Genomic DNA, 16,844 nt, shown 5'->3' on the forward strand with positions numbered 1-16,844 from the left:
CATTCTTATCATATTTTACTAGCATTTTTAATGGCGGTTAGGCTGTTTTGAATTTGACAGCCCACCAATTGATAATTTTACCTAATATTAATTGCTATTTACATTTTATTAAATAGCAATTGTTTTTTCTGGTTATAACCAATCAGCTTAAATGACTATAGCTTATTAATTAGATCTCAGCAAAAATATCTTCTTTAACTTATCACTTATTATTCTAAATTGATTGTAGTGATTTAAATTCATCATGACAAAAATCAATGCACCAATTCATATATCATTTGTAAAACGAATCAATAACCAATACAATTAGCGACATATTTTTATTAGCAATAATAGATAGGACATTAACTCGTCATGCAAGAACAATATCGCCCTGATGAAATTGAAGCCACTGTACAAAAACACTGGCAAGAAAATAAAACCTTTCACGTTACTGAAGATCCATCAAAAGAGAAGTACTACTGCTTATCAATGCTCCCTTACCCTTCTGGGCGCTTGCATCTTGGCCATGTTCGTAACTATACCATTGGTGATACCATTTCACGTTATCAGCGCTTAAACGGTAAAAATGTACTACAACCTATCGGTTGGGATGCGTTTGGTTTGCCTGCTGAAGGTGCTGCTGTTAAAAATAATACTGCTCCTGCAAAATGGACTTATGAAAATATTGCCTATATGAAAAAGCAATTACAGCTTTTAGGCTTTGGTTATGATTGGGATCGTGAAGTGACCACTTGTCGTCCCGAATACTATAAATGGGAACAATGGTTCTTCACTAAACTATTTGAAAAAGGCTTAGTTTATAAAAAAACCTCAGCAGTTAACTGGTGCCCTAACGATCAAACGGTTCTTGCTAATGAGCAAGTGGTTGAAGGTTGCTGCTGGCGTTGTAACACCCCTGTTGAGCGTAAAGAGATTCCGCAATGGTTTATTAAAATTACTGCTTATGCCGAAGAATTACTTAATGATCTAGACACGCTAGAAAGTTGGCCAGAGCAAGTTAAAACCATGCAACGCAATTGGATTGGTCGTTCTGAAGGGGTCGAATTTGATTTTGCTGTTGAAAATTACGCTGATAAGTTACGCGTCTACACAACACGCCCTGATACGTTAATGGGCGTTAGCTTTGTCTCCGTTGCCGCAGAGCATCCGCTTGCTCAATTAGCAGCCAAAAACGATCCTAAAATTGCTGAGTTTGTCGCTGAATGTAAAAACACTAAAACAGCCGAAGCCGATATGGCAACCATGGAAAAGAAAGGTATTGCTACTGGTTTTTATGCTATTCACCCTTTAACAAGTAAAAAAGTCCCTGTTTGGATTGCCAATTTTGTGTTAATTGAATATGGCACAGGCGCAGTAATGGCGGTTCCTGCCCATGACGAGCGTGATTATGAGTTTGCTTCTAAATATAACTTGCCAATTAACTCCGTTATTTTAAACCAAGACGGCAATGCACCTGATGTATCTGAGCAAGCCTATACTGAGCATGGGATCCTATTTAGTTCTGGTGAGTTTGATGGTCTTAATTTTGAACAAGCATTCAATGCCATTGCTGATAAACTGATAGAATTGGGTATTGGTCAACGTAAAGTTAACTACCGTTTACGCGACTGGGGTGTTTCACGCCAACGCTATTGGGGAGCGCCAATTCCTATGGTGACACTTGAAGATGGTACAACTATACCTACTCCAGCAGATCAATTACCAGTTATTTTACCTGAAGATGTCGAAATGAATGGCATTACCAGCCCGATTAAGGCCGATCCTAACTGGGCAAAAACAACTGTAAACGGACAAAACGCACTGCGTGAAACTGATACTTTTGATACTTTTATGGAATCATCTTGGTATTATGCTCGTTATACTTGCCCACACTATGACAAAGGCATGTTAGATGAAAACGCGGCAAACTATTGGTTACCTGTTGATCAGTATGTCGGCGGCATTGAACATGCTATTATGCATTTACTTTATTTTAGATTCTTCCATAAATTAATGCGCGATTTTGGTTTGGTATCATCAGACGAACCAGCAAAACGCTTGCTATGCCAAGGCATGGTATTAGCAGATGCATTTTACTACACGAGTCCAACGAATGAACGTATTTGGGTGTCACCAACTGAAGTCACCATTGAACGTGATGAGAAAGGACGCATTGCTAAAGCCATTGACAGTAAAGGTAATGAGCTTGTTCATGCTGGCATGACGAAGATGTCAAAATCGAAAAATAATGGTATCGATCCACAAGAAATGGTTGAAAAATACGGTGCGGATACCGTTCGGTTGTTTATGATGTTTGCTTCGCCTGCTGATATGACACTGGAATGGCAAGAGTCTGGCGTTGAAGGGGCTAACCGATTTATTAAACGTGTCTGGCGTTTAGTTTACGAACATGCCCAAAAGGGACAAACAGCTAAACTTGATATTGCAAGTTTAAATAGCGAACAAAAAACATTACGTCGTGAATTACATAAAACCATTGCGAAAGTGAGTGATGATATTGGCCGTAGACAAACCTTTAATACGGCTATTGCTGCTGTGATGGAGTTTATGAATCGCTTACAAAAAGCGCCACAAGAAACCGAGCAAGATCGAGCTCTAATGGGTGAGGCATTAAATGCAATTGTTCGATTACTTTACCCTATGATGCCTCACGCCTGTTTTGTTATGTGGCAAGCTTTAGGCCATAGCGAATCGATCGATAACACTACATGGCCTATCGCTGATGAATCGGCAATGGTTGAAGATGAAAAGCTCATTGTTGTGCAAATTAATGGTAAAGTTCGCGGTAAATTTACTGTGCCAGCTAATGCCGATCAAGATTTTGTTATGGCACAAGCAAAACAAGAGCCTAACATCCAAAAATATTTGATCGATGTTGCTATCCGTAAGGTGATTTACGTACCGGGTAAATTGTTAAACCTTGTTGTTGGTTAATATTGTTTGTTAACTCAATTTAGGCGGTTATAAGTATGAGAAAATATTTAGCATTCATTATGTTATTAACAATATCCTTAACAGGATGTGGATTTCATCTGCAGCATGAGCCAGAAGTACCTGAACGTTTCAAAACGATGTCTTATGTAAGTTATGATCCTTATGGCCGCCTGTCTCGCGATATTAAAGAGTTATTGCACGATAACCAAGTGACTCTAGCCAATAATAATGCTTCAGAGCCATTGCCATCGCTAAGAATGATAAGCGAAAATCTAAGTCGCAATACCATTTCGATTTATCAGGATGGTAAAGCTGCCGAATATCAATTAGTCTTAGCTGTTGAAGCACAAGTTGTTATTGCTGGTCAACAGACATACCCAATTAGTGTTCGTGTATTTAGAACGTTCTTTGATAATCCATCTGAAGCACTAGCAAAAACGGTCGAGCAAGATTTAATTGAAAAGGAGATGTTTAAACAGGCTGCTAAACAAATTATTCGTAAATTAAAATCAATTGATGCGGTAAATTAACGTTATCATGATTAAAATTAGTGCCGATCAAATTAGCCATAAATTAGGATCACCTTATTATTTGATTTTAGGTAGTGATCCTTATTTACAGCATTATACGCAAACTGAGTTACGAAACGCTTTTAAACTTGCTGGCTTTGATGAACAGCTTACGTTTGTTATTGATAATCAAACTGATTGGATAGCCATTTTTGATTGCTGTCAAGCAATGAATTTATTTTCAAGCAACACTTTGCTTCTACTTGATTTTGGTGAGAATTCATTAAATGCAGGCATTACCGCTAAACTTAATACGCTCAGCGAGGTTTTAACGCCTGATATTGCACTGATAATCACGCTCAATAAAATGACTAAAGCCCAAGAAAATGCAATTTGGTATAAAGCTTTATCGGATAAATTAGTCGTTGTCAATTGTGCCACACCCGATACCTTACAACTACCACAATGGGTTAAAAATCATTTACAGCAACAACAAATTGCTATTGAGCCTAAAGCAATAGATCTACTTTGCTATTATTATGAGGGCAATTTGCTTGCATTAACGCAAATTATTGCACAGCTAAAATTGTTGTATCCCGATCACATCATTTCTTATGACGAAGTCGAAAGCAATATTAATGATTCAGCAATATTTACGCCCTATCATTGGACTGATGCATTAATGGCTAATAAAACAAAAAGGGCTATGCATATTTTACAGCAATTAAAGATGAATGAATTTGAGCCATTAATCTTGTTGCGGATTATTCAACGTGAGCTAATACTGATCATTAATTTAAAAAAAGGATTACAGCAAAAAACTTTAAAACAGGTTTTTGATGAATATAAAATTTGGCAAAATAAAAGAGCGATTTATACCAATTATTTAAATCGTTGCGATATTAAAAGCGTGTTTAATTTACTAGCCAAACTGACTGAAATTGAAATCAGTCTAAAACATAATAATCAAATTCAAATATGGGACGAAATATTTAATTTATCGATGCAATTTATGGGGTTAGATAGATGTTGAGCGCATTACTAGGAGGGACTTTTGATCCAATCCATTATGGACATCTTCGCCCTGCTATTTCATTAGCAAACGAAGTGGGGTTAAAGCAAATTAGTTTATTGCCTAATCATATTCCACCTCATAAACCTCAACCCGAGGCCAATACTGAACAGCGTTTAGCAATGTTAAAATTAGCTATCGAAGATTTGCCTTTATTTGCGTTAGATGTAAGAGAGATCGTTCCTAAAGCATCAAAACGCCCTTCTTACACTATTGAAACACTTCAAGCGTGGCGAGAAGAAAATGGAAATAGTAATGGACTGGCGTTTATTATGGGGCAAGATTCATTATTGAGCTTGCCAACTTGGAACAAATGGAAAACACTGCTCGATTACTGCCATTTGTTAATTTGCCGTAGGCCAGGTTATGCACAAAATACCAATAGCATTGAGCTACAACAATGGATTGATGAACATAGCACAACCAAAGTTCAACAATTACATGACTCTCCTCATGGTTATATCTTTTTTGCGCATACACCACTTGAAGATATTTCAGCAACGGAAATTAGGCGAAATATTAACAACCAAGCACGTTGTGAAAAGTTATTGCCACCTCAAGTATGGCACTATATTCATCAACAAAGACTTTATAACGTAAAGAAATAGTAGAAAGGGCTTTACATCTGACAGTTTTTTCGGCATTATTTCGCCGCTGTATTTATATATTCTAAACTCAGTTTTTTTGTGTTTATACTTTGCTTGTTAAGCTTCTCATCAAATATCAATAAGGTAAGATGAAAGTGTAACATTATTGTTTTGTCATTAAGTACTTTACATGGCAAATCAGTTAAGTATATTTAATTTGTATTTATTATTAAGAGGCCCCAATGGCAAAAGAAGATAACATTGAAATGCAAGGTACCATACTTGATACACTTCCAAACACGATGTTTCGTGTTGAACTTGAAAATGGTCATGTCGTTACTGCACATATTTCTGGTAAGATGCGAAAAAATTATATTCGTATTCTCACTGGCGATAAAGTTACTGTTGAAATGACGCCTTACGATCTATCTAAAGCACGTATCATCTTCCGTAGTCGCTAATATCGTTATCTAAATAACCTAATTAAAAATATAACGGTTTATTTATCTCTTTTTTAATAAAAAATCCGTCGACCTTTGTCGACGGATGAGTGATAAATTTAAACGAGCGATTTAATCTTCTTTAGAAAAGTTCATCTGATCGTATTTAACCCATTTTGTCTTTTTGACTATTTTGTAACTAAAATAAATCACTAAAAATAGCGGTAAACCAATATAGGTTGCAATCACGCCATTCCAGTCAATGGTGTCTTGTAAGAATGCTTCGTAATTCTGACCTAAAGTAATAATCAAACATAGTACAAAAGCAAAAATAGGCCCCAATGGGAATAAGTTTGAGCGATATGGTAATTTATTAAGATCATGACCTTGAGCCATATAACCTTTTCTAAAACGATAATGGCTAATGGCGATACCAAGCCAAGCAATAAAGCCCGTCATACCCGACATGTTCAGCAACCACAGATAAACTTCTTGATCTTTGTACATAGAGGTTAAGAAACAAAGCATAGCGACAAATGTCGTGACTAGTAGCGCCACTCTAGGCACCCCTGATGACGATAATTTTCCAAAAATTTTCGGAGCCTTACCTTCTTTAGCTAAGGCATAAAGCATTCGAGTTGACGCATACAATCCTGAATTACCAGCAGAAAGAACTGATGTCAAAATAACAGCATTCATTAATGCCGCAGCTGACAGTAACCCTGCATTTTGGAATACTAAAGTAAATGGGCTTACACTAATGTCGGTTTCATTATTGCGCAACAAATTAGGATCAGTATATGGAATAATTAAACTAATGACTAAGATTGCAAAGATATAAAATAACAAGATTCGCCAAAATACTTGTTTCATTGCTTTAGGAATGTTTTTTTCTGGAGAGCTTGATTCACCCGCAGCAATACCTATTAGCTCTGTGCCTTGGAACGAAAACCCAACCACCATAGCTACGCCAATCATTGATGAAAATCCACCAACAAACGGAGCGTCACCTACTTGCCAATTGTGCCAACCTGCACCTTGTGCTCCACCCAAAATACCGACAATCATGAGCAACCCAACAGCAATAAAAATAACAACAGTGACAACTTTAATTAGTGAAAACCAAAATTCTGCTTCACCAAAGCCTTTAACCGAAATATAGTTAAGGCAAAAGATAATGCTTAAAAATAGAAAGCTCCAAAGCCAACTATAACTGCCTAAATCTATCCAATATGAGATCACCAATTGCGCTGCAACTAAGTCAACCGCAACAGTAATTGCCCAGTTGTACCAATAATTCCAGCCAATAGCAAAACCAAATGCCTCATCGACATAACGTGATCCATAAGTTGCAAATGTTCCTGAAACGGGAAGGTAAGCAGCCAATTCACCCAAACTTGTCATTAAAAAGTAAACCATTAAGCCGATAATGGCATAAGAAAGTAGTGCCCCTCCTGGGCCTGCCTGCGCAACTGTTGCACCAGATGCAACAAATAATCCTGTACCAATGGAACCACCAATGGCAATCATGGTTAAATGACGAGCCTTTAAATCTCGTTTTAATTTATTTTTCATAGCAATATTCTTCTTTATTAAAGAGAGTCAATTTTATAGCGTATACGTATTTTCAGCACGTTACATTCTTAGCTGTCAACTGGCAGCTCAAAATTTATATTAATCATTACAGATAAAATAAAATGCGCAGAAGTGTATCAAAAAAAAAGCATGACGAGATAAATAATTTTAATAATAAATCTCATTTGTTAAATAGAAGCAATACTTACCCACGTGTAAGTTGTTCTAATTGAGTTAAATAATCCAATGCTTGCTCACGATTATCACCGCACATCTCGTAACAGGGTTGTAACCGCTCACAAACCGATGGCCTTGATGCAAGCCCGAATAGCTGGCATTTAAAATCTTCACCTAAATGAATACAAGCAATACCAGCTATTTTACCATTAGGCATACCAGGAATATGAGAAGAAATTGATGGTGCAATACAACAAGCACCACAATTTTCTCGACATTGAAATAAATTTGCCATCATTTTTCCTTTAATTTAAAGCTTATTAATAAATTTAGTTGGTGACAATAACAAGTTAGCGTTAAAATAGCGAGTTAATTTTTTAACTCTATTTTTAATAATCGCGAAGAAAATATTATGGCTAAAGCAAATGAAATAAAACGTGGCGATGCAGTTACCTATAATGGCAAATTATTACTCGTTAAAGATATTGATGTTCAAAGCCCTAGTGCTCGTGGTGCCAGTACGCTTTATAAAATGCGTTTTACTGACGTCAAAAATGGCGGCAAAGTCGAAGAACGATTTAAAGGAGATGATATCCTCGAAACCATTGAACTGTCTCGCCGTCCTGTTAGTTTTTCTTATATTGATGGGGATGAATATGTGTTTATGGATAATGAAGATTACACATCATTTATTTTCAAAAAAGAACAAATTGAAGATGAGCTTTTATTTATTCCTGAGGGCGGAATGGATGGAATTCAAGTATTAATGGCGGACGACGAAGTCATCGCATTAGAGCTACCACAAACTGTCGATTTAGAAATTGTTGAAACTTCGCCAAGTATTAAAGGTGCTTCAGCAAGCGCACGAACTAAACCTGCAACACTATCAACGGGTCTTGTTATTCAAGTTCCTGAGTATATTGATAATAATGAAAAAGTCAAAATTCACATCGCTGAGCGTCGCTATATGAGCCGAGCGGAATAACTAATAAGATTGTGATGAATACATATAATCAAAATAAACTACATAAAAGATTGCGTCGCCTAACGGGCGAAGCAATCGCTGATTTTAATATGATTGAACAAGGCGATCGTATTATGGTTTGCCTATCAGGTGGTAAAGATAGTTATACTTTGCTTGATATTCTTATTAATTTAAAAATCAGTGCCCCAATAAATTTCGAATTAATTGCGGTTAATTTAGATCAGAAACAACCTGGTTTTCCCGAACACGTTTTACCAGAGTATTTAAATTCGCTTGGTATTGAGTATAAAATCGTCCAAGAAAATACCTATGGCATTGTTAAAGAAAAAATCCCTGAAGGCAAAACAACTTGTTCTTTATGCTCACGCCTTCGTCGGGGAATTTTATATCGCACTGCGACCGAGCTTGGCGCAACTAAAATTGCGCTTGGGCATCATCGTGATGATATATTAGAAACACTGTTTTTAAATATGTTCTATGGTGGCAAACTTAAAGCAATGCCCCCTAAGTTAATGAATGATTCGGGTGAACATATCATTATCCGACCGCTGGCTTACTGTAAAGAAAAAGATATTGTTAAATATGCGCAAATTAAGCAATTCCCGATTATTCCTTGTAATCTTTGTGGTTCACAACCCAACTTACAAAGACAAGTCATTAAAGAAATGCTAAATGAGTGGGATAGGAAGTTTCCTGGCCGGATAGAAACCATGTTTCGAGCCACGCAAAATATCACCCTATCCCATTTGTGTGATACTAATTTATTTGATTTTAAAGGGATCCAAAAAGGTGATAGTGCTATTAATGGTGGTGACATCGCTTTTGACCGCGAAGATATCGCACCAATCAGCTTTGATGCTTCAGATCTTGAAGATCAGGATCTGATTTTGTGGAAAGAAGCAAAATAGTGGCTTAATACTTAATATTGTAGACTCACATCGCTTCCTCATGAATGCCACTAATGTGGCATTTATTTTTATTAATATCACTCAACATGTTTTAAAACTTTACCGTTGTGAAGAAATTTTAGTGAATATATACGTAGATAATACATGCGATTGAGTAAAAAATTTTACAAATTCAGTTGCTCTGTACAAAGTAATAGTTTTAAAAAGTTTATTGGATTATTTGAAATTAAGCCTTTTTAAAAACAATTATTTAATCTATCCATTACTGGCAGCTAAAATTTTCAGCCATTAATAATATTAAAACAACATTTTTCACAAATGCTTGCAAAATCCCCCTCCTTTAGTATTTTATTATTGCTTTATTTCATGGCGAAATAATCGAAAATAACAAGCTTCTTTATTTTCATTACTATAAAATATTACCTAACCAAGTATCGCGGTTCAAAGGTAAACAATTCATCCCCCATGATGAGTTTTCTCATTCTAGCCGTTGCGAGGCTATCATGATAAATGACTTAAAGCTTTTCTCCGCTTTTGACTACGAGCCTCGTCTCATCGTTGAAAGTAACAAAATAATAATATTTTACTCACTACATTAACCACTTACGCCAGCTTTGATTAACAATATTTTTTACTTGACTGAATTGCGAATCATCAACAGTACTTGGTAAAGCTTGTAATGCCAATTGATGAATTTTATTGCGCATGTCAATATAAGCTTGTGTTAGTTGCTGGGCTTCGTTGCTATCCATAATTTGGTAATTTGTTGCGAGTTCTAAAATACGAACGTTGTCGCTCCATGTTGTCATTTTTGGGTATTGATAAGCATAATTAAGTACAAGATATTGCGATAAAAATTCAATATCACCAATCCCCCCTTCATCAATTTTTAAATTAAACAAATGCGTGTGTGATGTGCTAAGGTGGGCTCTCATTTTTTCGCGCATTTGCCGAACTTCTTTTTTTAAGGTATTTTGATCTCGCTTTTTACAAAGTACATTATGACGAATTTGGTTAAAACGTTTTATTAATTCGCTTTCGCCATATACGGCTCTGGCTCGTACTAATGCTTGATGTTCCCAAGTCCAAGCTTCATTCATCTGGTAATCCTCAAATGAATTTAAGCTACACGCAAGTAACCCAGCATTTCCCTGAGGGCGGAGCCTTACATCGACTTCATATAAAATACCAAAGCTAGTACGTACATTAAATAGGTGAATAATTCGTTGTACTAAACGCAAATAAAATTGACGACTGTCGATCTGTTTTTCGCCTTTGGTCATGCTGTTTACTGGGCAATCGTGTAAAAAGACTAAATCAAGATCGGAACCATAACCTAGCTCCCAGCCACCTAATTTGCCATAAGCAACAACAACTAATCCTTTGTCATTAGCAGATAAATGTTCTGGCTGACCATAACGGGCGGTTATTTGATTCCACGCCATTTGTATAACAAAATCGAGTAATGCTTCGGCCACATAGGTTAGGTGATCACTGACTTTCATGGTGGTTAATACATGTTCAACATCTGCGGTAGCAATATGGAGTAATTGCATTTGCTTAAATTGTCGTAATGCTTCCAGTTGTTGTTCTTCATCATCCACTTGAATACGAAGTAAATATTGATAAAGTTGGCTTTTATATTCGTGTGGTGCAATCGTTTGGTGTAGCGAATTAACATCAATAAGTTCATCAAGCAATATGGGGTAATGAGCGAGTTGATCACTGATCATTGGTGATGCACTGCATAAGCGAATCACCTGTTTTAATGCGATTGGGTATTCTAGTAATAACTCTAAATAGGTGGTACGACTAACAATATTAACTAGCAAAGGAAAAATTCTCGATAAAATGACTATTGCTTGTTTTTCACTACAAATGGATTCTAATAATCTAGGCATCAATTGATCGAGTATTTCACGCCCCCGTACACCAATAGTACGTTTACCGATATCATCACGAAATTGTACAAGCATTTGCCAAAGTTGATTTACATCATCATCTGAATAAGATGGCAGTATTGCTTTTACATCATTTATTTGTAGATCGGGTACCCAAAGATCATCGAACTGATCATTGTATTGTTTTGCCGTGGATGATGTCGATTCATGCTCACCAATAAGCTGATTAAATATTTGGCGGTTAGCTTGCATGCGCTGAGTTAAGTCACGTTGAAAATCAGCCCAGTTAGCCAATCCCATACCGCTGGCTAGGCGTAGCTGATCAAGTTCATCATCTGGCAAGGTTTGAGTTTGTTCATCGTTAATAGCTTGCAGTAAATTTTCACAACGGCGTAAAAAAAGATAGTTTTCACGTAATGCGGTTACTTCATCAGTGTTGAGCAATGATTCTTGTTCAATAACCTGTAAAGCCGTGAGCAGTGAACGTGTTTGTAACCCCACTACTCGCCCACCACGTATAAGCTGAAAGACTTGCACAATAAACTCAACTTCCCGAATTCCCCCAGCACCAAGCTTAATATTATTTTTTAAACTGCGACGACGTACTTCACGTTCAATCATGCTTTTCATATTACGTAATGACTGTAAGACGCTAAAGTCGATATAACGGCGATACACAAAGGGTTTTAGCATTTGGTAAAGTTCATTAACATAAGGCGATTGCTGATCTCCAAGTATTTTAGCTTTAACCATTGCATAACGCTCCCAATCACGACCTTGCTCTTGGTAGTAGTCTTCCATAGATGAAAAACTTAACACCAAAGGTCCGCCATCGCCTAGCGGGCGCAAGCGCATATCAACACGATAAACAAAACCATCTTCGGTAATTTGATCAAGAGCTTTAATTAAGCGCTGCCCTAATCGAGTGAAGAATACACTATTATCAAGCTCTCGTCGCCCACCTTGCGTTTGCCCATGCTCTGGGTAAGTAAAAATCAAATCAATATCAGACGAAAAATTAAGTTCTCCACCGCCCAGTTTACCCATCCCTAAAATTAGCAAGGGTTGTAATTTACCTTGTGCATTACAAGGAGTGCCCCACTCTTTACAACTCAGTTCATAAAGCCAATCACGAGCCGTAACAATAATCACTTCTGCCAACTCGCTTAATTGTAATAAAATTTGCTCATCACAACTGATGTGGGTTAATTGAGACCATGCTAATCGAACTAAAATATAACGCCTAAATTGCCGTAATTCTTTCATCAATTCAGTTTCATCCGAAACTAAGGTTAATTTTTTAGTTAACCAATTTTGGTAATATTGTCGTTCGTCGGCTTTCAGTGGATTGTTTGCTATCTCAGAGAGCCACTGTGGGAATCGATAAAAAGCATCCACCAAAAAATCACTTTGTACTAAAATATCAAGATTAGCTTGCACTTCATCTGGCTGGCATTGTTTAAGTTGCGAGATAACTTTTTGCTTTTGTTGTTCAAGCAAAAGGCAAAGTGGTAGATTAAATTCCGACATGGGCAAACTCTCTTAGAAATATTGTTACTAAAAGTAAAATCACCAAAATAAGCCTCTATTATAAATAACTTTTTTCATTGATATAGTATTTATATAAAAAATAAAAGTTTGTAGAAAAATAGTGGCGTATGCTTTTTGTTGTTATTTTATCAAAAGATCTTAAAGATAATTCACTATATATTGAATATCTTATTTAAGATTCGTTATTTACTTCAAGTTGTTAATTTTGATTTAAGGCAGGTAATTATTTTTACCATTTAAACGGTATAGACATATTGAATGTTTTTTTACAAAATAGGGAATACCTCATAATTAATAGATAGCTAATCATCAGGTAATTTATTCACTATTTTTGGGTATACTATTTTGCAAGATGAGCTACATCAATGGAGCTTATTTACTAAAAGAAAAATCTTAAAATTCTATCGTATCAATGTTCAATACGATAGAATGATGATCTTATTTGCTAAAAAATACCTTTACTACTTTGCGAACAACGAGCCAACCAATCAAACATAACACTACAAAAAATGCTATAATATAAGAGAATGCAATAGCTAAAATTTGTTTATCATTCAATGGCTTAACCATCTTGTCAAGCCATCCTAAATTCATAAAATAGGTATTGATAAAAAAAACAATTATAGATAGTAGCAAGGTTACACTAAAAGCAATAGCAGAACTAAAAGCTAAATTTTTTAGTTGAAGTTTAGACCCGACAGAAGTAAATTGTTTGCGTAAAGCAATGTAGCCAACGGTATTACATATTAGTAAAAAAATTGAATGAAAACTCATCGCAAAAATATCTGATTCGAAAAGAAAATCAGGAAGTAAAAAGTAATTCAAAAAGAATAAGACAATAACCAAATAATAAAAATTAAATAACAAGATAAATAAAGATAAATGAATTTTTTGACTATACTTTGTAGGCAATGCAATCATTTCCAGTTCCGTTACAAAAACCGAACGCAATAGTTTTATCCCTAAACAAATCCCCATGAATATCCAAATATAACTAACAAACCGCAATATTCCTATATAAAACCTATAGGTATAAAAGAAGTATGATTCCAACAAGTAACTATTCAAAAACACGCCTGTCTGCTGGGCAAATATAATTTGATAAGCATATAAACCAATGATTATCAAAAGTACTATTGTAAATGCATATAAAAGATTATTTGCGTTGACTCGATAAATAAAATATTGGTTTAATACTATTGCTGAAGTAATAAAAACTAGAACCAGATTCGCTAATTGATTAAAAGTATTAGTTAAAATTAGGGTATTTAATAATGATATACTATAACTATTTGAACTAAATAAAGCCAATACTTCATCGCTGTGAAAATCACTATTAACAAAAAGCAAACATCCAATCGTAAAGATGCTATCAAGAATCCAATAAAAGAGTACAAAAAAGAACGGTAATTTAAAAAAAGAGAATTTCATCTATTTTTAGTCCATTAATTAAGAGTCAGATTCGCAATCAATGCCAGTTTTAACCTTGTGTTCAGTTCACTAAAAGCAAACTTTTCTATTGAGTTAAAAGACAATAATGCCTCTTGCCATTGAGTAAATTCAGGTTCAAGAGATAAGTTTTTATCAGCTAATACATTACTAATCTGCTTTAAAGTTTGTTGATAAAAATTTAAGTTGTTAGTTTCTAACGCATATTCTTCATTTTGTTGCCAAAAATTGAGCAGTTGCGTTAAATTTTGATTCATTTTAATATCAAACTGACAGCTTTTCAATGGTGAATTTTTAAGCAACAAATAACCTCTAGCGGCTTTACTTTGTGAAAAAAGATGTAAATGAAATCGACTTAATTCAAGCGCAAAATTGAGCAAATCTTGTTTATTACCCTGTTCGAGTTCAAGTTCGACTTCTTGAATAATTTTAACCTTTTGGTTTGACTTAATCTCTCCTTGATCTAAAGCGACTTCAATTTCACTACTTGCAAACGAAATCAACCAAGTTTGACGTTTGAAATCAGTACTAAACAATGGCAATAAATTTTGTTGTAACTGGGCAATATTACAATTATCAGGTAATGCCGCATGTGGTAATAGTGTTAAATCAGGTTCTGAGTTAGGTAAGTTGACATTAAATTCTATTCGTTCATGTAAACCAGCCACTGATTTTCTATCTCGCTTTAAGGTAATTTCAAACTTTTTTTGGTGATTTTCTTCACATCCTCTTACTCGCAGACCACAATGGTTATTACGTAAATAATGATCGTTTGTGTCATAATAAGTATTAGTCAAGTTGAATTTTGTAGAACGTCGTTTGACTGATGATATTGCCGAAAATTCGGCTTCGTCACTATCAGCCCATTGTTCCAAAAAACATTTTAAATTAGCAATATCGTTGTCATTGATTTCAAATTTTAATTCGATTTCGTTACTCATTATTCTGTTTTATCTTAGTTATTTTGCTATATGATATATTGAACAGTTAAAGAAATATACTTAATCATTAATTAAAAAATTGAATCTTGGAGTTGAGTTAAATCCCAAAATTGTGAAAAAAACACTAAAATTAAGATGATTAAATTTAAATGAAAAATATTAGCAATTACGCAAACTATCATGATAAATAGATGGCCTACTCTTTCATTCAATTTTATTAAGATCCATACTAAGTATATTTAATTCAGTTTTATTTTATTAAAACACTTTATTTTCGGAAGCGTTTTGACAAACAAATTTATTTTAAGACAAATAAAAATGCCGTTAGTTTGAGCTAACGGCATTTTATTAAGTATATAAATGACTTATTAACTATTTCTTCTTCGCTTTAGCATTGGGTAAATCAGTGACAGAGCCTTCATAAATTTCCGAGGCTAAGCCAATTGATTCATGCAATGTTGGGTGCGCGTGAATGGTTAATGCGATATCTTCTGCATCACAACCCATTTCAACCGCTAAGGTGATTTCACCCAGTAATTCACCACCATTAGCGCCAACTACCGCACCACCTAACAAGCGATTATCTGCTTTATTGAAGATGAGTTTTGTCATCCCCTCGGAACAATCAGATGCAATAGCACGTCCTGATGCTGCCCATGGGAAGATTGACACTTCATAATCAATGCCTTTTTCTTTCGCTTCTTTTTCAGTTAAACCAACCCAAGCTACTTCTGGCTCAGTATAAGCGATAGAAGGAATGGTTTTTGGATCAAAGAAGTGTTTTTTACCTGCAATCACTTCGGCTGCAACATGACCTTCGTGTACGCCTTTGTGCGCAAGCATTGGCTGACCAACGATATCACCAATAGCATAGATGTGTGGTACATTGGTACGCATTTGCTTATCGACTTCAATAAAACCACGATCAGTCACGTTAACACCTGCTTTTTCAGCACTAATTAGCTTACCATTCGGTGTACGACCAATTGCCACAAGTACCGCATCATAAGTGTGGGTTTCAGTGGTGCCATCTTTCTTTTCCATGGTGACATAAATTGCATCATGCTTTGCTTCAACAGTAGTCACTTTGGTTTCTAAACGTAAAGTGAATTTCTTCTGGATCTGCTTAGTAAAGACTTTAATAACATCTTTATCAGCTGCTGGGATCACTTGGTCAAACATTTCAACCACGTCTACTTCTGAACCTAATGCATGGTAGACAGTACCCATTTCAAGACCAATGATTCCGCCACCCATTAATAATAGTTTTTTCGGAATCGTTGTTAAAGCCAATGCATCTGTAGAATCCCAAATACGCGGATCATCATGCGGAATAAACGGTAATTTAATTGGGCGAGAACCCGCTGCAATAATCGCATTATCAAAAGTAATTTTAGTGATACCTTTTGAAGATGTCACATCCATGGTATGACTACCCGTAAATTGTGCTTCACCTTGAATCACATTGACTTTGCGCATTTTTGCCATACCAGCAAGCCCATTAGTGAGTTGACTAATGACCTTTTCTTTCCAACCACGTACTTTGTCTAATTCAAGTCTCGGCGTACCAAAATGGATGCCATGTTCAGTTAATGATTTTGCTTCATCCATTACTTTAGCAACATGAAGTAATGCTTTTGATGGAATACAGCCTACATTTAAACAAACACCACCAAGTGTTGAATAACGTTCAACAAGGGTAACATCTAGTCCAAGGTCAGCCGCGCGGAACGCAGCGGAATAGCCCGCTGGTCCAGCACCTAAAACAACAACCTGTGTTTTTACTTCTTGACTCATAATCTGTTTTCCTCC

At 35.6% G+C, this 16,844-nt stretch carries 13 protein-coding genes; 7 read left to right on the forward strand and 6 right to left on the reverse strand.

The genetic code is table 11. The features are described 5' to 3' along the window. The first annotated feature begins 354 nt into the window (after window positions 1-354). From leuS to infA, 5 genes are all read left to right on the forward strand, one after another. On the forward strand, window positions 355-2,937 hold the full coding sequence (leuS, locus tag A9G28_RS09375) for a leucine--tRNA ligase (RefSeq protein WP_065580495.1): 2,583 nt from the start codon (window positions 355-357) through the stop codon (window positions 2,935-2,937). 35 nt (window positions 2,938-2,972) lie between these two features. After that, window positions 2,973-3,467 (forward strand): LPS assembly lipoprotein LptE, encoded by a 495-nt coding sequence (gene lptE, locus A9G28_RS09380; protein ID WP_065580496.1) that lies wholly within the window; start codon window positions 2,973-2,975, stop codon window positions 3,465-3,467. A gap of 7 nt (window positions 3,468-3,474) precedes the next feature. After that, complete coding sequence (gene holA / locus A9G28_RS09385) at window positions 3,475-4,479, forward strand: DNA polymerase III subunit delta (protein WP_065580497.1); 1,005 nt, start codon at window positions 3,475-3,477, stop codon at window positions 4,477-4,479. Further along, on the forward strand, window positions 4,473-5,126 hold the full coding sequence (gene nadD / locus A9G28_RS09390) for a nicotinate-nucleotide adenylyltransferase (RefSeq protein ID WP_065580498.1): 654 nt from the start codon (window positions 4,473-4,475) through the stop codon (window positions 5,124-5,126). Before holA ends, nadD begins: the two co-directional genes overlap by 7 nt. Before the next feature lie 221 nt (window positions 5,127-5,347). Beyond that, entirely contained in the window at window positions 5,348-5,566 is a 219-nt protein-coding gene (gene infA / locus A9G28_RS09395; protein WP_025315083.1) for a translation initiation factor IF-1, read from the forward strand. A 111-nt stretch (window positions 5,567-5,677) separates the two neighbouring features. Here infA and A9G28_RS09400 read toward each other — a convergent pair whose 3' ends face one another. Together A9G28_RS09400 and A9G28_RS09405 are read right to left on the reverse strand one after the other, a co-directional pair. Further along, complete coding sequence (locus tag A9G28_RS09400; RefSeq protein WP_065580499.1) at window positions 5,678-7,120, reverse strand: amino acid permease; 1,443 nt, start codon at window positions 7,118-7,120, stop codon at window positions 5,678-5,680. A gap of 205 nt (window positions 7,121-7,325) precedes the next feature. Further along, window positions 7,326-7,592, reverse strand: coding sequence for a YkgJ family cysteine cluster protein (locus tag A9G28_RS09405; protein ID WP_065580500.1), 267 nt, complete (start codon window positions 7,590-7,592; stop codon window positions 7,326-7,328). A 117-nt stretch (window positions 7,593-7,709) separates the two neighbouring features. Between A9G28_RS09405 and efpL the strand changes: the two genes are divergently transcribed. Beyond that, the gene (gene efpL, locus A9G28_RS09410; RefSeq protein WP_065580501.1) at window positions 7,710-8,282 is read left to right on the forward strand and encodes an elongation factor P-like protein EfpL; all 573 of its coding nucleotides are present in this window, start codon (window positions 7,710-7,712) and stop codon (window positions 8,280-8,282) included. 14 nt (window positions 8,283-8,296) lie between these two features. Beyond that, a complete protein-coding gene (gene ttcA / locus A9G28_RS09415) occupies window positions 8,297-9,190 on the forward strand; it encodes a tRNA 2-thiocytidine(32) synthetase TtcA (protein WP_065580502.1) in 894 nt (297 codons plus the stop codon). 590 nt (window positions 9,191-9,780) lie between these two features. Here the strand turns inward: ttcA and glnE are convergent. The 4 genes from glnE to lpdA all read right to left on the reverse strand — a co-directional run bounded on the left by glnE (window position 9,781) and on the right by lpdA (window position 16,829). After that, window positions 9,781-12,621 carry a bifunctional [glutamate--ammonia ligase]-adenylyl-L-tyrosine phosphorylase/[glutamate--ammonia-ligase] adenylyltransferase gene (gene glnE, locus A9G28_RS09420; RefSeq protein WP_065580503.1) on the reverse strand — a complete coding sequence of 947 codons (2,841 nt, stop codon included), beginning with the start codon at window positions 12,619-12,621 and terminating at the stop codon, window positions 9,781-9,783. A 459-nt stretch (window positions 12,622-13,080) separates the two neighbouring features. Continuing rightward, complete coding sequence (locus A9G28_RS13380; RefSeq protein ID WP_141674731.1) at window positions 13,081-14,073, reverse strand: hypothetical protein; 993 nt, start codon at window positions 14,071-14,073, stop codon at window positions 13,081-13,083. Window positions 14,074-14,087: 14 nt separating this feature from the next. Next, window positions 14,088-15,032 carry a CYTH domain-containing protein gene (locus A9G28_RS09430; protein ID WP_065580505.1) on the reverse strand — a complete coding sequence of 315 codons (945 nt, stop codon included), beginning with the start codon at window positions 15,030-15,032 and terminating at the stop codon, window positions 14,088-14,090. A 372-nt stretch (window positions 15,033-15,404) separates the two neighbouring features. Continuing rightward, window positions 15,405-16,829 (reverse strand): dihydrolipoyl dehydrogenase, encoded by a 1,425-nt coding sequence (lpdA, locus tag A9G28_RS09435; protein WP_065580506.1) that lies wholly within the window; start codon window positions 16,827-16,829, stop codon window positions 15,405-15,407. Window positions 16,830-16,844 lie beyond the last annotated feature (15 nt).

The organism is Gilliamella sp. Fer1-1 (assembly GCF_001690825.1).
Lineage (GTDB): Bacteria > Pseudomonadota > Gammaproteobacteria > Enterobacterales > Orbaceae > Gilliamella > Gilliamella apicola_C.